17 protein-coding genes and 1 tRNA gene are annotated in these 17,557 nt (G+C 71.7%); 7 read left to right on the forward strand and 11 right to left on the reverse strand.

Features of this window, described 5'->3' with window-relative positions; all coding sequences use genetic code 11:
- The first annotated feature begins 112 nt into the window (after positions 1–112).
- Positions 113–646, forward strand: a complete 534-nt coding sequence (locus IFT79_RS02345) for a ribonuclease H family protein (protein ID WP_056048966.1) — start codon at positions 113–115, stop codon at positions 644–646.
- A 123-nt stretch (positions 647–769) separates the two neighbouring features.
- On the opposite strand, the gene IFT79_RS02350 is transcribed toward IFT79_RS02345, so the two are convergent.
- Both IFT79_RS02350 and IFT79_RS02355 read right to left on the reverse strand, forming a co-directional pair.
- Complete coding sequence (locus tag IFT79_RS02350; protein ID WP_043596555.1) at positions 770–1,531, reverse strand: SDR family NAD(P)-dependent oxidoreductase; 762 nt, start codon at positions 1,529–1,531, stop codon at positions 770–772.
- A gap of 69 nt (positions 1,532–1,600) precedes the next feature.
- A complete protein-coding gene (locus IFT79_RS02355) occupies positions 1,601–4,171 on the reverse strand; it encodes a DEAD/DEAH box helicase (protein ID WP_192122806.1) in 2,571 nt (856 codons plus the stop codon).
- A 497-nt stretch (positions 4,172–4,668) separates the two neighbouring features.
- On the opposite strand from IFT79_RS02355, the gene IFT79_RS02360 reads away from it, so the two are divergent.
- The gene (locus tag IFT79_RS02360; RefSeq protein WP_192122807.1) at positions 4,669–5,166 is read left to right on the forward strand and encodes a flavin reductase family protein; all 498 of its coding nucleotides are present in this window, start codon (positions 4,669–4,671) and stop codon (positions 5,164–5,166) included.
- 21 nt (positions 5,167–5,187) lie between these two features.
- Here IFT79_RS02360 and IFT79_RS02365 read toward each other — a convergent pair whose 3' ends face one another.
- Entirely contained in the window at positions 5,188–5,370 is a 183-nt protein-coding gene (locus tag IFT79_RS02365; protein WP_192122808.1) for a hypothetical protein, read from the reverse strand.
- Between the two features lie 236 nt (positions 5,371–5,606).
- On the opposite strand from IFT79_RS02365, the gene IFT79_RS02370 reads away from it, so the two are divergent.
- Complete coding sequence (locus tag IFT79_RS02370; RefSeq protein WP_192122809.1) at positions 5,607–6,509, forward strand: NAD-dependent epimerase/dehydratase family protein; 903 nt, start codon at positions 5,607–5,609, stop codon at positions 6,507–6,509.
- A 78-nt stretch (positions 6,510–6,587) separates the two neighbouring features.
- Here IFT79_RS02370 and IFT79_RS02375 read toward each other — a convergent pair whose 3' ends face one another.
- Complete coding sequence (locus IFT79_RS02375) at positions 6,588–9,101, reverse strand: beta-glucosidase family protein (protein WP_192122810.1); 2,514 nt, start codon at positions 9,099–9,101, stop codon at positions 6,588–6,590.
- A gap of 77 nt (positions 9,102–9,178) precedes the next feature.
- Between IFT79_RS02375 and IFT79_RS02380 the strand changes: the two genes are divergently transcribed.
- The gene (locus IFT79_RS02380; RefSeq protein ID WP_192122811.1) at positions 9,179–9,769 is read left to right on the forward strand and encodes a TetR/AcrR family transcriptional regulator; all 591 of its coding nucleotides are present in this window, start codon (positions 9,179–9,181) and stop codon (positions 9,767–9,769) included.
- A gap of 60 nt (positions 9,770–9,829) precedes the next feature.
- Here IFT79_RS02380 and IFT79_RS02385 read toward each other — a convergent pair whose 3' ends face one another.
- The 7 genes from IFT79_RS02385 to galU form a co-directional block, all read right to left on the reverse strand.
- The gene (locus IFT79_RS02385) at positions 9,830–11,428 is read right to left on the reverse strand and encodes a DUF7059 domain-containing protein (protein WP_192122812.1); all 1,599 of its coding nucleotides are present in this window, start codon (positions 11,426–11,428) and stop codon (positions 9,830–9,832) included.
- Between the two features lie 111 nt (positions 11,429–11,539).
- Entirely contained in the window at positions 11,540–12,544 is a 1,005-nt protein-coding gene (locus IFT79_RS02390) for a DUF4190 domain-containing protein (RefSeq protein WP_192122813.1), read from the reverse strand.
- A 130-nt stretch (positions 12,545–12,674) separates the two neighbouring features.
- On the reverse strand, positions 12,675–12,878 hold the full coding sequence (locus IFT79_RS02395; protein ID WP_056048981.1) for a hypothetical protein: 204 nt from the start codon (positions 12,876–12,878) through the stop codon (positions 12,675–12,677).
- A 126-nt stretch (positions 12,879–13,004) separates the two neighbouring features.
- Positions 13,005–13,080, reverse strand: a tRNA-Ala gene (locus IFT79_RS02400).
- A gap of 67 nt (positions 13,081–13,147) precedes the next feature.
- On the reverse strand, positions 13,148–14,197 hold the full coding sequence (locus tag IFT79_RS02405) for a hypothetical protein (protein ID WP_192122814.1): 1,050 nt from the start codon (positions 14,195–14,197) through the stop codon (positions 13,148–13,150).
- 114 nt (positions 14,198–14,311) lie between these two features.
- A complete protein-coding gene (locus IFT79_RS02410) occupies positions 14,312–14,959 on the reverse strand; it encodes a GNAT family N-acetyltransferase (protein WP_056048986.1) in 648 nt (215 codons plus the stop codon).
- Positions 14,960–14,975: 16 nt separating this feature from the next.
- Positions 14,976–15,890 (reverse strand): UTP--glucose-1-phosphate uridylyltransferase GalU, encoded by a 915-nt coding sequence (galU, locus tag IFT79_RS02415; RefSeq protein ID WP_369794403.1) that lies wholly within the window; start codon positions 15,888–15,890, stop codon positions 14,976–14,978.
- 48 nt (positions 15,891–15,938) lie between these two features.
- On the opposite strand from galU, the gene IFT79_RS02420 reads away from it, so the two are divergent.
- The 3 genes from IFT79_RS02420 to mscL all read left to right on the forward strand — a co-directional run bounded on the left by IFT79_RS02420 (position 15,939) and on the right by mscL (position 17,539).
- On the forward strand, positions 15,939–16,517 hold the full coding sequence (locus tag IFT79_RS02420; protein WP_043596571.1) for a 5-formyltetrahydrofolate cyclo-ligase: 579 nt from the start codon (positions 15,939–15,941) through the stop codon (positions 16,515–16,517).
- Between the two features lie 26 nt (positions 16,518–16,543).
- A complete protein-coding gene (locus tag IFT79_RS02425) occupies positions 16,544–16,951 on the forward strand; it encodes an FmdB family zinc ribbon protein (RefSeq protein WP_192122815.1) in 408 nt (135 codons plus the stop codon).
- A gap of 93 nt (positions 16,952–17,044) precedes the next feature.
- Positions 17,045–17,539, forward strand: a complete 495-nt coding sequence (gene mscL, locus IFT79_RS02430; RefSeq protein ID WP_056049319.1) for a large conductance mechanosensitive channel protein MscL — start codon at positions 17,045–17,047, stop codon at positions 17,537–17,539.
- Positions 17,540–17,557 lie beyond the last annotated feature (18 nt).

Below are 17,557 nucleotides of genomic sequence, written 5' to 3' on the forward strand. Positions count from 1 at the left end.
GGCGCCACCCCACCGGGCGATCGCTGACACCCCGCAGGAGGCGCGGGTCCGGTCGGTCGCGCCCGGCACGTTACCGTGGACCGGCAACCCGTCGACGCAAGGAGCACCCCGCATGACCATCACCGCCGCAGCAGACGGATCGGCCCTCGGCAACCCCGGTCCCGCCGGATGGGCCTGGTACGTCGACGACGAGCGGTGGGCGGCCGGCGGCTGGCCGCGTGCCACCAACAACCAGGGCGAGCTCACCGCCGTGCTCGAGCTGCTGCGCGCCACGGCCGGAACCGACGACGACCTGCACATCCTGTGCGACAGCCAGTACACGATCAAGGCCTGCACCGAGTGGATGCCCGGCTGGAAGCGCAAGGGATGGCGGAAGGCCGACGGCAAGCCCGTGCTCAACGTCGAGATCCTCAAGGAGCTCGATGCCGCCCTGGCCGGGCGGAAGGTGCGCTTCGAGTGGGTCCGCGGCCACGTCGGCCACGAGATGAACGAGGCGGCCGACGTGCGGGCCCGGGGCGCGGCCACGGCGTTCCAGAACCGCACCGACGTGCCGTCCGGGCCCGGCTGGCCGGGGGCACCGGTCGCCACGACCGACCCGATCGCGGCGCCGGCGACCCCGCCCGCGCCTCCGGCGACGCTCTTCTGACGCGCCCCACCCGCACCGCACCGCACCGCACCGCGAATCGGGCACCGCACCTGATCTAGACGCGGTGCCGTGCACGAGTCGCGGTGCCGCACCGCGCAAGGCAAGCAGCGCCGCGCCGCGCGGCTACATCGAGGGGTGCGTGCTCGACAGCCCGCCGTCGACGACGAACTGGGCGCCCGTCGAGAAGGCCGAGTCGTCGCTCGCGAGGTGCAGGGCGAGCCCGGCGACCTCGTCGGGCTTGGCGAGTCGACCCCGCGGGCTCATGGCGCGGAACGCGTCGAGCACCTGCGGCTGGGCCTCGACCTGACGGCGGAACAGGGCGGTGTCGGTCGGGCCGGGGTGGAGCGAGTTGATGCGGATGTTCCAGCCCTCTTGGGCGGCGTGTGCGGCACTCGACCGGGTGAGCCCGACCAGCGCGTGCTTGCTCGCCGTGTAGGCCGCGTCGTCACCGAAGCCGAGGAAGGACGTCGCCGGAGCCAGGTTGATGATCGACCCGCCCTCGCCGTCGGGGTTCGCGCGCATCTGTTCGATGGCGAAGCGCGTGCCGAGCATGACGCCGGTGACGTTGACCGCGAAGACGCGGTTCCAGCTCTCGAGCTGGGTGACGTCGATCGACTGACCCGAGACGATGCCGGCGTTGTTGACCAGCACGTCGAGTCGGCCGTAGTGCTCGGCGATGCGGTCCATGACGCGCTTCCAGTCGCCGCCGTTGGCGACGTCGTGCTGCACGAACTCGGCCCCCGTCTCGGCGGCCACGGCCGCCCCGTCGACGATGTCGGTCGCGACGACCCGGGCCCCCTCGTCGGCGAACCGGCGGACGATCGCCTCGCCGATGCCCGAGGCTGCCCCGGTGACGATGGCGACTTTGCCGGACAGACGAGACATGGCGACCTCTTCGTGGTGGAACGCGGGTGGAGCTGGTCGGCTGCCGGGGTGGGGCGCGACCCTACGAGATTACCCCTCGACGGGTGACGGTCGGCTCCGCTCGGAGGCCGGCCCGACGGCCGTGACGGTCACGACGGCCTCGCCTCGCTCGTCGCTCGAGGCGAGGTCGACCACGGCCGAGATGCCGAAGTCGTGGTCGCCCTCGGGGTCGGCGAGGATCTGCCGCACCCGCCACACCGTGGGCAGTTGCTCGACCTGGAGCATCTGCGGGCCCCGGGCCGCGGCGTCCGTGCCGATGGAGTCGTACTCGTCGTAGTACCGGTCGAGGGCCTCGCCCCAGCGGTCGGCGTCCCAGCCCGAGCCCGCGTCGAGGGCCCCGAGGGCGTCCGCGTCGTCGCGGGCGGCGAGTTCGACGCGACGGAACAGCTCGTTGCGGACCATGATCCGGAAGGCCCGCGCGTTGGCGGTGAGGTTGCGGAGCGTCGGGGGCACGATCTCGTCGTGGGCCTCGAGCTCGCTCGGGTTCACCATCTCTTCCCACTCGTCGAGCAGGCTGGAGTCGACCTGCCGGACGAGTTCGCCGAGCCACTCGATGACGTCGACCAGCTCGTCGGTCTTCGCCTCGTCCGGCACCGTCTGCCGCAACGCACGGAAGGCGTCGGACAGGTAGCGCAGCACGAGCCCCTCGGAGCGGGCCAACCCGTAGAAGGCCACGAAGTCGCCGAAGGTCATGGCCCGCTCGTACAGGTCGCGCACGACCGACTTGGGGCTGAGCGCGAAGTCGCCGATCCAGGGCTGCGAGGCCGCATACGTCTCGAACAGGGCGGTCAACAACTCGTCGAGCGGCTTGGGCCAGGTGACCTCCTCGAGGAGTTCCATGCGCTGGTCGTACTCGATGCCCTCGGACTTCATCGCGGCCACGGCCTCGCCGCGGGCCTTGAACTGCTGCTGCGACAGGATCGGCCGGGGGTCGTCGAGGGTCGCCTCGACCACGGACACCATGTCGAGGGCGTAGGTGGGCGACTCGACGTCGAGCACCTCGAAGGTCGCCAGGGCGAAGGGCGACAACGGCTGGTTCAGGGCGAAGTTGGCCTGCAGGTCGACGGTCAGGCGGATGGTCGGAGCGCCTCCGTCGGGCGAGGCCTCTTGTACGACGACCTCGGCGGTGCGCAGCGTGCGGTAGATCGAGATGGCCTGCCGGGCCATGGCGTACTGCTTGGCGAGGGGCTCGTGGTTGTCGAAGACCAGCGAGCGCACGTTGGCGAAGACGTCGCCGCCGCGCCCGATGACGTTGAGCAGCATGGCGTGGGTGACCTGCATGTGCGAGGTCAGGGCCTCCGGCTCGGCGGCGATGAGCTTGGTGAAGCTGGGTTCGCCCCAGGACACGAAGCCGTCGGGCGCCTTCTTGCGGACGATCTTGCGCTTCTTCTTCGGGTCGTCGCCCGCCCGCTCGATCTGCTTGAGGTTGTCGATCTCGTGCTCGGGCGCCTGGAGCGTCACCGTGCCCGAGGTGTCGTAGCCCGCGCGACCGGCCCGCCCGGCGATCTGGTGGAACTCTCGCGCGCTGACCTGGCGCATGCGGGTGCCGTCGAACTTGGTCAGCGCCGTCAGCAACACCGTGCGGATCGGCACGTTGATGCCGACGCCGAGCGTGTCCGTGCCGCAGATGACCCGCAGCAGGCCGCGTTGCGCCAGTTGCTCGACGAGGCGACGGTACTTGGGCAGCATGCCCGCGTGGTGCACCCCGATGCCCGAGCGCACCAGGCGGTTGAGGGTCTTGCCGAACCCGGTGCTGAACCAGAAACCGCCGATCAGTTCGGCGATCTCGTCGCGCTGCTCGCGGCTGGCGACCTTGATGCTCGACAGCGCCTGCGCCCGCTCGAGCGCCGCGGCCTGGGAGAAGTGCACGACGTAGACGGGCGCCTCGCCGGTCGAGAGCAGTTCTTCGACCGTCTCCTGCACGGGCGTCTGCGCGTAGAAGTAGTGCAGCGGCACGGGACGCTCGACACCCGTGACCCGCGCCACGGGCCGACCGGTGCGCCGCGCGAGGTCGTCGGTGATGCGGGTGACGTCACCCAGCGTCGCCGACATCAGCAGGAACTGCGCACGCGGCAGCAGCAACAGCGGCACCTGCCAGGCCCAGCCGCGGGACTGGTCGCCGTAGAAGTGGAACTCGTCCATCACGACCTGGTCGACGGCGGCGTCGGCCCCGTGCCGCAGGGCCAGGTTCGCGAGGATCTCGGCCGTGCAGCAGATGATCGGCGCGTCGGAGTTCACCGACGAGTCGCCGGTCACCATGCCGACGTTCTCGGGCCCGAAGAGCTCGACCAACGCGAAGAACTTCTCGCTGACCAAGGCCTTGATCGGGGCCGTGTAGTACGACCGCCCACCCTGGCTCAGGGCGACGAAGTGGGCGCCGGCCGCGACGAGCGACTTGCCCGTGCCGGTCGGCGTGCTGAGGATCACCGAGGCGCCTCCGACGAGCTCCATCATCGCTTCGTCCTGGGCCGGGTAGAGGGGCAGCCCCCGCGACTCGGCCCACTCGGCGAAGGCCGTGTACGCCGCGTCGGCGTCGTACGAGTCGGCGCCCGGCGTCGAGGGGAGCAGGGCGGCGAGGGGGGCGACGGGAGCGGGCGACATGATGAGTCAACCCTGCACCATCCACCGGTCCGAGGGCGACGACCACGGACGGGTCGTCCGGCCGCGGGAGCGCGACGACGCCCCCGCGGCCGGTCCCCCGCCTCGTGCCCTGAACCTCCACGAGGTGAGGGGGACTCAAGTAAATCACGAGGAGGCGCGACTCGCGACCCCGAGGACGACCGGTCTGCGACGACCTCCGGGACGAGAAGAGGGCACGCCCCGGTCGACGAGCGGAGCTCGGACCAGGGCGTGCCCACCGGACCCACGGCCGAGGACCTCACGAAGTCGGATCAGGAGACCACGCTGCGTTCGTCGGCCGCTTGACGGGAACGGGCGCCCCGGTAACCAGCCGGTGAGCGCACTACACCGTACCTCGGACGATGCCCGAGGTGGTGGGTGACTTCCAGGTGATTGGAACACCTCGTAATCCGGATGAAACACCGGACGGCTAACGTCGCGATGAACCAACTGGTTCACATCTCTCGACGGGAGCCCCGATGAACCGCACCACGTCGCTCGACCCGGTCGAACGCTCGGCGTTCGCCGCCTTCCCGAGCGGGGTCGCCGCGCTCGCCGCCACCGGGGTCGACGGCCCGGACGGCATGGTCGTCTCGAGCTTCACGGTCGGGGCCTCGTTCGACCCGCCGATGGTGACGTTCTCCGCGCGTCAGGACTCGGCGACCTGGGCCCGCCTGCGCACGGCGCCGCGCCTCGGCGTCTCGGTGCTCGCCGCCGACCAGGGCCTGCTCTGCCGTCAGCTCTCGTCGCGCACGCGGGCCGCCCGGTTCGCCGACGTCGACCACGTCGTCACCGACGACGGGGCCGTCCTGGTGTCGGGCACCCCGCTGCGGCTCGAGTGCGTGGTGCACCGCGAGGTGCCCGTCGGCGACCACGTCGTGGTCATCCTGCAGGTGCTCGGCGCCCGGGTCGACGACACGGCGGCACCGCTCGTCTACCACGGCACCGCCTTCCACTCGCTGCAGCCGATCGGCTGACGCGTCGACCGGCCCGACGGCTCAGGCGACGCGTCCCGGGCCACCGAGGAGCCCGTCGACCTGCTCGACGGCACCTTCGACCGCGGCCTCGTCGGCCGGGGACTCGCCGTTCAGCTCGACCTCCTCGGGGCTGTCGCCGTGCACGGCCGCCGGGTCGGTGCGCTCGTCGGCGTCGTGGTTCGCGGGGTTCGTGGGCGTGCTCATGAGGGCCTCTCTCGGGGGCCGACGGTCGACCCCGGTCAGGCCGAAGCTACCCGGCACGTCCGACACGGCTCCCAGCGGATGCGGACCCTCGCCGCGCCTTCCGGGCGTCGGGACGGAGTCGGCCCGACCACCCGCGTCCGACCACGGAGGCCCGCCGGCTAGTAGAAACGACGGAGGCGCGGAGCCCGATCCGCGCACCCCCAGACCCGCCGGGCGTCCGGCAGAAAGGGCCGACGATGTCGTCTCCCCGCACCCCCACCACCCGAGTCGCCGTCACCGGCGGCAGCGGCAAGCTCGGCCGCGCCGTCGTCCGCGACCTCGCCGACCACGGCTACGAGGTCGTCCTGCTCGACCGCGTCCCCAGCCCCGACCCCGTCGACGGCGTCGTCTTCGTCAGGGTCGACCTGACCGACTACGGCCAGGTCGTCCAGGCGCTCACCAGCGTGGACGACCGGTACGACCACATCGACGCCGTCGTGCACCTCGGCGCCATCCCGGCCCCCGGCCTGGTGCCGAACGCCGCCCTCTTCACGAACAACGTGACGTCGAGCTACAACGTGTTCGCGGCCGCCCGTGCCGCGAAGATCCGCAACGTCGTCTGGGCCTCGAGCGAGACCCTGCTCGGCATCCCGTTCGACATCGATCCGCCGTACCTGCCGCTCGACGAGGAGTACGCCGTGCGCCCCGAGTCGTCGTACTCGCTGGGCAAGGCCGTCGAGGAGGAGATGGCGCGGCACTTCACGCGGTGGGACCGTCAGCTCAAGCTGATCGGCCTGCGCTTCTCGAACGTGATGGACGACGGCGACTACTCGGAGTACCCCTTCGACGAGACCCCCGAGAAGCGCACCTTCAACCTGTTCTCGTACATCGACGCCCGCGACGGCGCCCAGGCCGTGCGCAAGGCGCTCGAGAGCGACCTCGTCGGCTTCGAGGCGTTCATCATCGCGGCGGCCGACACCGTGATGAACACGCCGACGGCCGTGCTCGCCGAGCAGTACTGGCCGCAGGTCGAGAAGCGCCGGGCGGTCGAGGGCGTCGAGCCGCTGCTCAGCAGCGACAAGGCCCGCGACCTGCTCGGCTTCGTGCCCGAGTACTCGTGGCGCGAGTGGGGCGAGCGCACGGGCAACCACCGCGGCTGACGCCCCCTCGGCGCACCGACGACCCGCGCCTCCTGCTCCGACGGACCAGGAGGCGCGGGTCGCGTCACGCGGCGCGCCTCACCCCTCGAGCACGACCGTCGCCTCGAGCGGCAGCTCGGCGACGGACGACCCGACGTGCACCGTGAAGGCGCCCGGCTCGTGGGCCCAGGACCCGTCGCGCCAGTCGGCGAACGCCCGGGCCGGGACGGTCACCTCGACACGGCTCGTCCCCCCGGCCGGCACCACGACGGGCGCGAACCCGACGAGCCACCGCGCCGGACGGTCGACCACGGAGTCGGGGCGCGAGGCGTAGACCTGGACCACGTGCTTGCCCTCGCGGGCGCCGGTGTTGGTGACGTCGACGGCCACCTGCACCGCGCCTCCTGCGCTCACCGTCGAGGTCACGTCGAGGCCTGAGAGCGACCAGGTCGTGTAGCCGAGGCCGTGCCCGAACGGGTAGGCCGGGGTCGTGCCGGCCTTCAGCCAGGCGCGGTAGCCGACGTGGATGCCCTCGTCGTAGACCACCTCGCCGTCGACGGGGGTGACGTCGATCACGGGCACGTCCGCCTGCGTGGCGGGCCACGTCGTGGGCAGACGGCCGCCGGGCTCGACGGCACCGGTGAGGACGTCGCCGAGCGCGTGGCCGTACTCCTGACCTCCGAACCAGGTGAGGAACAGGGCGTCGACCTCGTCACGCCACGGCATCGTCACCGGCGATCCCGCGTTGACGACCACGACGGTCGTCGCGGCGGCCGCCGCCACGCGCGAGACGAGCTCGTCCTGGCGGCCGGGCAGGTCGAGCGAGGTGCGGTCGAAGCCCTCGGACTCGACCTTGCTGTTCGTGCCCACCACGACGATCGTCAGGTCGGCGGCCGCCGCGGCCGCGACGGCCTCGTCGATCAGCCCGGACGGGTCGGCGTCGTCGGGCTCGATGCCGAAGGTGTAGCTCAGGGCTCCGCCGAGTGCGCTCGCCCCGATGGTGTGGTCGATGACGACGTCGATCGGTCGCCCCTCGACGACCGCCACGGCCGCCGACTGCGACGGCGGTGCGAGGAACGCCGCGCCGAGGTCGTCGCCGACGGCCTCGCTCGTGCCGTCGAGCACGACCTCGCCGTCGACGCGGATGACCGAGTGGCCGACCGAGGCCACGCCGAGCAGGATCTCGCCCGTGACCTCCGGCGTGTAGCGGGTCGAGAATCGCACCGTGTCGCTGCGCTCGATGGGGGCGTCGCCACCGAACCAGACGAGCGCGGTGGCCCGACGGTCCTCCGAGAACAGCTCGTCGTCGCCCGAGCGGAACGACACACGGACGCCGGGTTCGCCCGTCTCGGGATTGGTGATGCGGTCGAGGGGCAGCTCGGCCACGCCCTCTTGCACGACGGCGCCGACCGAGTAGGTCACGGTCGCGTCGGGGAAGGCCTGCTCGATGCCCTCGACGGGCGTGACGACCTTCTCGGGCAGCACCGTGGCGCTGCCGCCGCCCTGGGTCCGCGCGAACCTCGCGTTGTGGCCGACGACGGCGACGGACCGGACGATCGCGGGGTCGACCGGCACCGCGCCTCCCCGGTCGTGGGCCAGGACGGTGCCGGCGGCCGCGGCCTCGCGGACGAAGGCGATGCCGTCCTCGACCGTGGTCGGCGTCGCGGCGATCGGCTCGAAGCCGTCGAGGGCTCCGACGCGGGCGGCGAGCTGCAACAGGCGCAGCACCTTGCGGTCGATCGAGGCCTCCGGCACCTCTCCCGCCCGCACGGCGGCGACGAGGGCGTCGCCCCAGGGACCGTCCGGGCCGGGCATCACGAGGTCTTGCGAGTGCTTCGCGCTCTCGACGCTCCGCACGCCGGTCCAGTCGCTGACCACGACGCCGTCGAAGCCCCACTCGCTGTTCAGCGGCGTCTCGAGCAGCTCGTTCTCGGTCGCGGTCACGCCGTTGATCGAGTTGTACGACGACATGACCAGCCAGGCGTGCGCCTCGGTGACGGCCTTCTCGAACGCCAGCAGGTAGAGCTCGCGCAGGGCCCGGTCGCTCACCACGGTGCTCGCGGTGAAGCGGTCCGTCTCGTAGTCGTTGGCGACGTAGTGCTTGGGGGTCGCGCCGACGCCGTTGTCCTGCACGCCGTGGACGTACGCGGCAGCGAGCTCGGCGGTGAGCACCGGGTCCTCGCTGAACGCCTCGAAGTGCCGACCGCCGAGGGGTGACCGGTGCAGGTTGATGGTCGGGCCGAGCACGACGTCGACGCCCTTGCGGCGGGCCTCGACGGCGGCCGCGGCACCGTAACGACGGGCCAGGTCGGGGTCCCAGGACGACGACAACGAGGAGGCGCTGGGCAGGTTCAGGGACGGCGAGCGTTCGTCCCACACCTCGCCGCGCACCCCGCTGGGGCCGTCGCTGACCAGGATGCGCCGCAGGCCGATCTTCTCGTTCGGGTGGGTCGTCCAGAAGTCGCGGCCGGTGAGCAGCTGCACCTTCTCGTCGAGCGTGAGTCGCCCGAGCAACTCGGTCAGTCGGGCCTGGTCGTCCCGGGCCTGGTCGTCCCGGGCCTGGTCGTCTCGGATCTGGTCGTCGGCCGCGTCGCCGTCGTGGTGGAGGGTCATGACGTGACGCTACCAGCGAAAACCGAGTGACGGTGGGTTTCGGGCCCGACCGCCGACGGTCGCGCTAGCCTGACCGCATGGCACAACGGGGTTCGTACGCGAAGGGTGTGGCCAAGCGCACGGAGATCCTCGACACGGCGCTCGAGGTGGTCTCCCGCAACGGCTTCCGCGGCACGTCGGTCCGGGAGCTCGCCGACTCGGTCGGCCTCAGCCAGGCCGGGCTGCTGCACTACTTCGACAGCAAGGACGAACTCTTCACGGCCATCCTGCGCCGACGCGACGAGGTCGACCTCGCCCTCGCCGACCCGCAGGCGGACATCGTCGAGCAGTTGATCACCGTCATCCGGCACAACGCCGACGTGCCCGGGCTGGTCCAGCTGTTCGCCAGCATGTCGACGGCCGCGACGAGCGATCCGAGCCATGCCGCCCACGCGTACTTCGTCGAGCGCTACGCGTCGATCCGCGCCCAGGTCGCCGAGGCGATCACCGCCCGACAGCGACGGGGCGAGGTGCCGGCGGGCGTCGACCCCACCCGCCTCGCGACCGTCCTTCTCGCGGTCAGCGACGGCATGCAGATCCAGTGGATGCTCGACCCCGCCACCGACATGGCCGAGCACGTCGAGCTCGTCTGGCGCCTCGCGCTGGCGACGGTGGGCACCCACGCCTGACCCCGTCCGGCCGGCGCCCGGCACGTCTTCCGAGCCCGGGACGGGACACGCCCGTCCGGCTCAGGCCCGCAGCATGCCCGTCGTCACCAGTTCGCGGACCTGGGGCAGCAGCTCCGCCCGCAGAGCGGCCTCGTCAGCCCCGAGCAGCTGGGCCAGGGCACCGACGATCGCCCCGACGCTGAGCTCGCCGTCGCAGGCACCGACCAGGGCCGACAGGGCCGTCCCCGAGTCGACCGTGCGGGCGAAGCCGCCGCCCTGCCGCAACGAGATCACCGTGGGGTCGTCGTTGCCCGGCCAGTAGTGGCGCTCCTCGGTGACGTCGCCCGCGACGACCAGCCGACGCGCGGCCAGCCGCTCGTCGTCGAGGTCGCGCAGCAGGTCGATGGCGTCGAGCGTGCCGAGCAGGTGGGCACCGAGTCCCACGTCGTTCTGGCCGAGACCGCCGAGGAGGCGCTCCGTGCGCACCACGGGCAGGCTCGCGTCGTCCTCGGGCCGACGCACCGTCAGGTAGCCGAACCCGACCTCGACGACCCCGCGGGCCTCGAAGTCGCCGAGCCACGCCTCGTACAGGCGCTCGAAGTCGGCGGAACCGGGTCGGGTGCCGCCGTCGCGGATCCAGGTCTCGGAGTACGCGGTCGGGTCCTGCACCTCGCGCTCGACGACCCAGACGTCGACGGGCACGCCACCCCGGGCCGCCCAGTCGGCGACCGAGTACGCGCCCCTCTTGCCGGCGACCGCACCCGCGCCTCCGGACTCCCAGTTGCCCAGCAGCTGTGCGATGCCGCCCGGCGCGAGGTGTCGCCCGAGGCCCTCGACGACCGAGGCGACGAGGTCGTCGCCGACCATGCCGCCGTCGCGGTACTCGTACTCGGGCACGCCCTCGGCCCGGGGCGTGATGACGAAGGGCGGATTCGAGACGATGTGGTCGAAGGTCTCGCCGGCGACGGGCTCGAACAGGCTGCCCAGCCTCAGCTCGATGCCGTCGACCAGGTTGAGCGCGGCGTTGAACGCGGCGTAGTCGAGGGCGCGCTGCGAGATGTCGGTGGCCACGACGTGTCGCGCGTGCCGGGCCGCGTGCAGCGCCTGGATGCCGCAGCCGGTGCCGAGGTCGAGCGCCCGGTCGACCTGGCGCGAGATCATCAGGCCGGCGAGCGTCGCCGAGGCTCCCCCGACGCCGAGCACGTGGTCCTCGCGCAGCGCCCCCTCGACGACGAGCTCGCCGAGGTCGGAGGCGATCCACCAGCTCGCCTCGCCCGAGGCGTCGACGAAGGCGTACGGACGGAGGTCGACGAGCGCACGGACCGAGTCGCCCTCCCTCGCGACGAGCCCGAGGGCGACCGCGCCCTCGGCACCCAGGGTCGGCAGGGCGCCGGCCACCGCGTCGACGGCCTGCGGGTAGCCGAGCACGAAGAGCGACGCGAGGGTGGCGGCCGGACGCACGGACTCGTCGCGAGCCGCGCTGCGGGCGAGGGCACGACGGGCCGCGACCCGCTCGCCGCGGAAGAGTGCGGCCCCGGCGTGCGAGCCCCACGCGTCGGCACCCTGCAGCCGCTCGACCGTGAACCCGGACGACGCCAGGTCGGCCCTCAGCCGCGCGAGCAGCTCGGGATCGGTCGAGAGGTGGGGCGTCGGGGCATCGGTCGGGGTCGTCGGAGGCACCCGACCATCATGGTGCAGGAGGCGCGACACCGGTCGCCCCGGACGCCACGGAGCCCCCGTCGCGGACGACGGGGGCTCCGCCCGACACGGGGCCGGTGGACGCGGAACGGCTCAGCTGGTGAACACCACGTCGTCGTAGTCGAACGACGGGGACATCTGGAAGACGATCTGGTCGGCGTCGGCCACCGAGAACACGATGCGGTACGAGATGGACTGGCCGGCCGGGACGACCGTCGTGGGCGAGCTCTCGATGTCGGAGTCGTAGACCTTGCTGGCCTCGACGCCGCCCGAGGTGGCCGTCTCGTAGGGCATCGGGTCGAAGTTGGCGTCGGTGCCGTTCTCGATCGTCACGGTGAAGACCACGGAGGCCGCCTGGTCGGCGCCGCTCGAGTACTCGCCGGGCGTGTACGCCTCGGGGGCCGAGACGGTCAGGGCGATGCCGTCGTCGTAGGTGAAGGTGTCGCCGAAGGCGTTGTTCTCGGCCGAGGCGTCGCCGTCGGCCGTCCCGGTGTCACCCGAGTCGATCGAGCCGCTCGTGGGCAGGGACTCGTTGATGGCCTGGACGGAGGCGAGCCCGACGATGACACCGAAGATCACGACGGCGATGCCGATCAGGACGCCCAGCCCCGACACGATCGTGCCGATCAGGGCGAGCATGCGCGCACCCTTCTTCTTCACGAGCGCGATGATGCCGAGCACGAGGCCGACGATCGCGGGGATCACGCCGAACCCGACGAACGACAGCAGCAGTCCGACGCCGCCGACGACGATCGAGGCGATGCCCAGGCCGTTGCCACCCTGCGGCGACTGCGGGGCCTGACCGTAGGCGGGAGCGCCGGTCGGGGCGCCACCGTAGGGCTGCTGCTGGCCGCCGTACGGCTGCTGCGGCTGTCCGCCGTAGGGCTGCTGCGAGCGGTCGCCCTGCGGCTGCCCGCCGTAGGGCTGCTGCGGGGCTCCGTAGGCGGGCTGGGGAGCACTCGGCGGGGGCGTCGTGCCGTAGGCCGGCTGCGGGGGCCGGGGTGCCGACGGCGGAGGCGTCTGGTCGCCGCGTCCGTTCTCGTCGCGAGGGTCACGGGGCTCGTCGGACGAGCCGTAGGGCGGCTGCGGAGTGCTCATCAGGCAAGCATGTCGTGATCTCGACGTCCCCAAGGGTCGAACAGGCTGCGCGACCGGTTTTCGTTACCGATCTGTCGTAATTGATTCACCCTCCGCAACCTCTCGGCGGTCATGCGCCGAATCGGGGTGGTCAGGCCGGCAGCACCGAGATCTCGAACTCGCCGTACATGTGGGCGGCGTCGCGCAGGTGGCGCAGCGCCTCCTCGGCCTCGGATCGGGAGTGGTACGGCCCCCGGGCCGGCGCGCCGGGCAGGGCGCGGGCGTACGAGTACTGCAGGTACCAGACCGGGTGGTCGTGTTCGTCGTGCTGCACGATGCTGACTGCGAGTGACATGCCCGGATGCTACGACCACCCTCGGCCCGCCGCACCCGCTCACAGCGGATCCATCAGGTCGCTCGGGCCGACGACGGCGGCGCCGGCATGAGGAAGGCCCGGGTCGTGATCGACCCGGGCCTGATGTGGTGGAGCTAAGGGGATTCGAACCCCTGACCTTCTCATTGCGAACGAGACGCGCTACCAACTGCGCCATAGCCCCAGAAACTGCTCTGCCACGATAGCACCTCGTCGACACCCGGATGAACCCGGGCCGGGCGCTCCGCGGGTCAGACGGCGCGGCGACGCTGCAGGGCCTCGTCGAGCGAGAAGTCCGACTGCGGCAGGTCGTCGATGATGCCCATGCGGGCGAAGCGACTCGGGGGGCGAGGGGGCGCGACCGGCTCGACCCGCGCCTCCTCGGCGGGGACGGCGGGAGCCGCGACGGGTGCAGGAGGCGCGGTGCGGGCCACCGACGCCCGTCGCGTCGACTGCAGCGCGGCCTCGGCCCGGGCGGCCTCGCGCAGGGCGTCGTGTTGGGCCGACCGGAGGGACTCGACCGAGCGACGGGAGTCCCGCTGCAGCTCGGCCGCCGCGTCGGCCGACGCGGCGTCCACCGACGCGTCGGGGACGGGGCGCTGGCGGCCGCGCCGCAGGTAGAGGGGCTTCGGGACGGGCACGGGGGTCCACAGGCGCGACTCGGCCGAGGCCTGCTCGTCGCGGATGACGACGCCGTCGCCCAGGACGCCGGAGAAGTCCTTGAGCGGCTGCGCGACGGGGGCGACGACCGCCCGGCGGGCGCGCGCCCGCGACACGGCGGCGAGCTGGGTCAGCATCGCGACCGCGCCGGCGCCGAAGACGAGGCCGGCGACGACGAGCACCCACGACGACGTCAGGCCCGCGGCGACGCCGCCGACGACGGCGACGACGCTGACGGCGAGCACCACGGTCGAGACCAGGCGTGAGCGTCGGAGCCGACGGGCGGCGAGGGCCGGGTCACGGTCGGCGGCACGCAACACGGGGGCGGCCGCGGCGAGCTCACGGGTGACGGCACGCTGCCGCGCCGCCTCGTGCGCACGCCTCAGGGCCTCGCGCCGCGCCTCCTCGTGTCGCAGGATCTTCTGCGCGTCGGCGACCGAGCGGGCGTTCGCCTCGATGCGCACCTCGTCGGGGACCTCGGCCGTCTGGGCGAGGATGCGCAGGGTCTGCTGCAGCCGCACGGCGTTGCGTTCGGTCGCGAGGTACTCGCGTCGGCGCTGCCAGGTGGGCACGAGGTAGACGAGCCAGAGCGCGGCGACGAGAGCGAGGACGACGCCTCCACCCCACGACTCGATGTTCATGGTGACCAAGGTATGAGCGGGCGGGCCCAGGAGGCCGCTGATCGACAGGTGTGTCCGCGTGTCGCGGCACGGATGTGCCTCGCGACCCGACGAGCGCCCCCGGGGGCGGAGTCGCTACAGCGGCAGCGCGCGCCCGGCCTCGGCCAGGGCGTCGGCGGGCACGCTGCCCTGCCCGACCGGCACGGTGCCCGTGGTCCAGCGACGCAGGACGCCTTCGGGGACCTCTTCGGCGACCAGCGCGAAGCAGAAGTGGTCGCGCCACGAACCGTTGATGTGGATGTACCGCCGCCGCAGACCCTCGTAGCGGAAGCCCAGCTTCTCGACGACGCGCAGGCTGGGGGCGTTCTCGGGCCGGATGCAGATCTCCATGCGGTGGAGCCCCAGTGCCCGGAAGCAGTGGTCGGTCGCGAGTGCCACCGCGATCGGCGTCGCGTTGTGGCCCGCCGCGGCCTGGGTCACCCAGTAGCCGATGGTGGCCGAACCGAGCGAGCCGTAGGCGATGCCCGAGACGTTCAGCTGGCCGACGAACCGGCCGTCGAGCTCGATCGCGAACGGCAGACCGAGCCCGGCCCGGGCGTTCGTCTGCAACGAGCGGATGCTGCCGCGCACGTCGTGGCTGGTGAAGCCGTTCGGGTTGGTGGCCTCCCACTGCCGCAGCCACGACCTGTTCTCCATCAGGGCCTGGTCGAGGTCGCGGGTGTCACGGAGACGGAGGGGGCGGATGGTCACCGCCCCCTCCGTCAGCGTGGGGATGTTCGTCACGGAACGAGTCGCCTGCTTACTTCTCGAGCCCGGCGGTGAACTCTTGCAGCCACGGGCGCAGCTCGCCACCGATGTCCTCGCGGTCGGACGCGAGCTGGACGATGGCCTTGATGTAGTCGAGCTTGTCGCCGGTGTCGTACCGACGGCCACGGAAGACGACGCCGTACACGCCGCCGGTCCACTCTTCGGCACCGGCCATCTTCATGAGGGCGTCGGTCAGCTGGATCTCGCCGCCCTTGCCCGGCTCCTGCTTCTCGAGGACGTCGAAGACCTCGGGGCGGATGACGTAGCGGCCGATGATGGCCAGGTTCGAGGGCGACTCGCCCTGGGCCGGCTTCTCGACGAGGCCGGTGACCTTGACGACGTCGTCCTCGTCGGTCTTCTCGACCGTGGCGATGCCGTAGAGGTGGGTCTGCGAGGGGTCGACCTCGAGGAGGGCGATGACGGTGGCGTTCTTCTGCCCCTGCACCTCGACCATGCGCGTCAGCAGCGGGTCGCGTGCGTCGATGATGTCGTCACCGAGCAGCACGGCGAACGGCTCGCGACCGACGTGCATCTTGGCGCGGAGCACCGCGTGGCCGAGGCCGAGCGGGTCGCCCTGGCGCACGTAGTGCATGTCGGCGAGGTCGGTCGACTGGTTGACCTTGGCGAGCTTGTCGTGGTCGCCCTTCTTCTTCAGCGTCTCCTCGAGCTCGCTGACGTGGTCGAAGTGGTTCTCGAGCGCGTTCTTGTTGCGTCCCGTGATCATCAGCACGTCGGTGAGGCCGGCGTTGACGGCCTCCTCGACGACGTACTGGATCGCCGGCTTGTCGACGACCGGCAGCATCTCCTTCGGCATTGCTTTCGTGGCGGGCAGGAATCGTGTCCCCAGGCCCGCGGCGGGAATGACTGCTTTAGAAATCGTGAAGCCCATGCGGGTCAGCGTATCCATCCCCGACGTTTCGCGGAGGTTAATAGTCGGACGGTTAAGCTCGTCGTCATGACTGACGACGTCGGCAACGCCAAACGCGCCCTGCGAGCCGAGATCCGCCAGAAGCGTCGCACCCTGGGTGCGCACGAGAGGGACCAGGCCACCGAGGGCATCACGCGGCACCTCACCGACCTCGCGACGGGCCTGTCGGTGCGCTCGATCGCGGCCTACCTGTCGACCGACGTCGAGCCGAACACGCGTCCGTTCCTGAACTGGGCCTTCGCGAACGGCGTCCGCGTGCTGTTCCCGATCACGCGGGCCGACGGCCTGCTCGACTGGGCGGTGGGCGACGGCGAGAGCGAGACGCGGGGCCTCTTCGACCTGCCCGAGCCCGTCGGCGAGGTGCTCAGCCCGATGGCGGTCAACGACGTCGACCTGATCGTCGTGCCCGCGGCGTCCATCGACCACGGCGGCATGCGCATGGGCTGGGGCCGGGGCTACTTCGACAAGACCCTCGGCTCGATGGAGCGTCGTCCGCCCGTCTATGCTGTGGTGTTCGACCCCGAGTACGTCGAGTCGGTGCCCCGAGAGCGGCACGACCAACCCGTCGACGGCGTCGTCACCCCCTCCGGCATCCACGAGTTCTAGACTCGCCTTCCTTCAGGAGCGCCTCCGTGCCCACCTACTCGTACCGCTGCACCGAGTGCGACAACGCCTTCGACATCGTCCAGTCGTTCACCGACGACACCCTGACGGTCTGCCCGGTCTGCCAGGGCAAGCTCCGCAAGGTGTTCAGCCCCGTCGGCGTGACCTTCAACGGGTCGGGCTTCTACCGCACCGACTCGCGTTCGAAGAGCACGTCGGGCTCGGGCTCGGGCTCGTCGGGCGGCTCCGGCGAGAAGGGATCGTCGTCCGGCTCGTCCGAGAAGAGCTCAGGAGGCGCGAGCGGCTCGTCCTCGTCGGGCGCCTCGGGCAGCGGGTCGGGCTCGTCCGGCTCCGGCAGCGGCTCGTCCGGCTCCGGCTCGTCGGGCTCGAGCTCGTCCGGTTCGAGCTCGTCGGGCGGCTCGTCCAGCTCGTCCTGACCGGCCGCGGCGACCGACGGGGCCACCCGAGCGCGCCTCCGTGGTTTGCTTGACGTCGAGAATCTCATCTCGTCCGATCAGAAGGAGTCGCCCGTGAAGGGTTTCAAAGAGTTCATCCTGCGCGGCAACGTCATCGACCTCGCCGTCGCGGTCGTCATCGGTGCGGCCTTCACCGCCATCGTGACGTCGCTCGTGACCAACGTGTTCAACCCGCTGATCGGGGCCGCGTTCAACGCGACCATGCTCGACGAGGCGCTCATCGTCACGATCCCGACGCTCGCCGGCGGCGAGGCCCAGCTGAAGTTCGGCGCCGTCATCGGGTCCGCGATCCAGTTCTTGATCATCGCGGCCGTCGTCTACTTCGTGCTCGTGCTGCCGGTCAACAACCTGCTCAAGCGCACCTTCGCCAAGCAGAAGGCGGAGGAGACCCCCGCCGACGTCCCGCCGACCGACGTCGAACTGCTCAGCGAGATCCGCGACCTTCTGCGTGCGCAGGCCGCACCCGCCGTCGGCGGCGGTTCCCACGCCGCGCCCGTGCTCGAGTCGCGCGACCCCCACAGCGAGAACGGTCCGCTCGGGAGCCGCTGACGCCCCGGCGACTCTCCC

The sequence above is a fragment of the Frigoribacterium sp. CFBP 8759 genome, from assembly GCF_014841655.1.
Classification (GTDB): Bacteria; Actinomycetota; Actinomycetes; order Actinomycetales; family Microbacteriaceae; genus Frigoribacterium.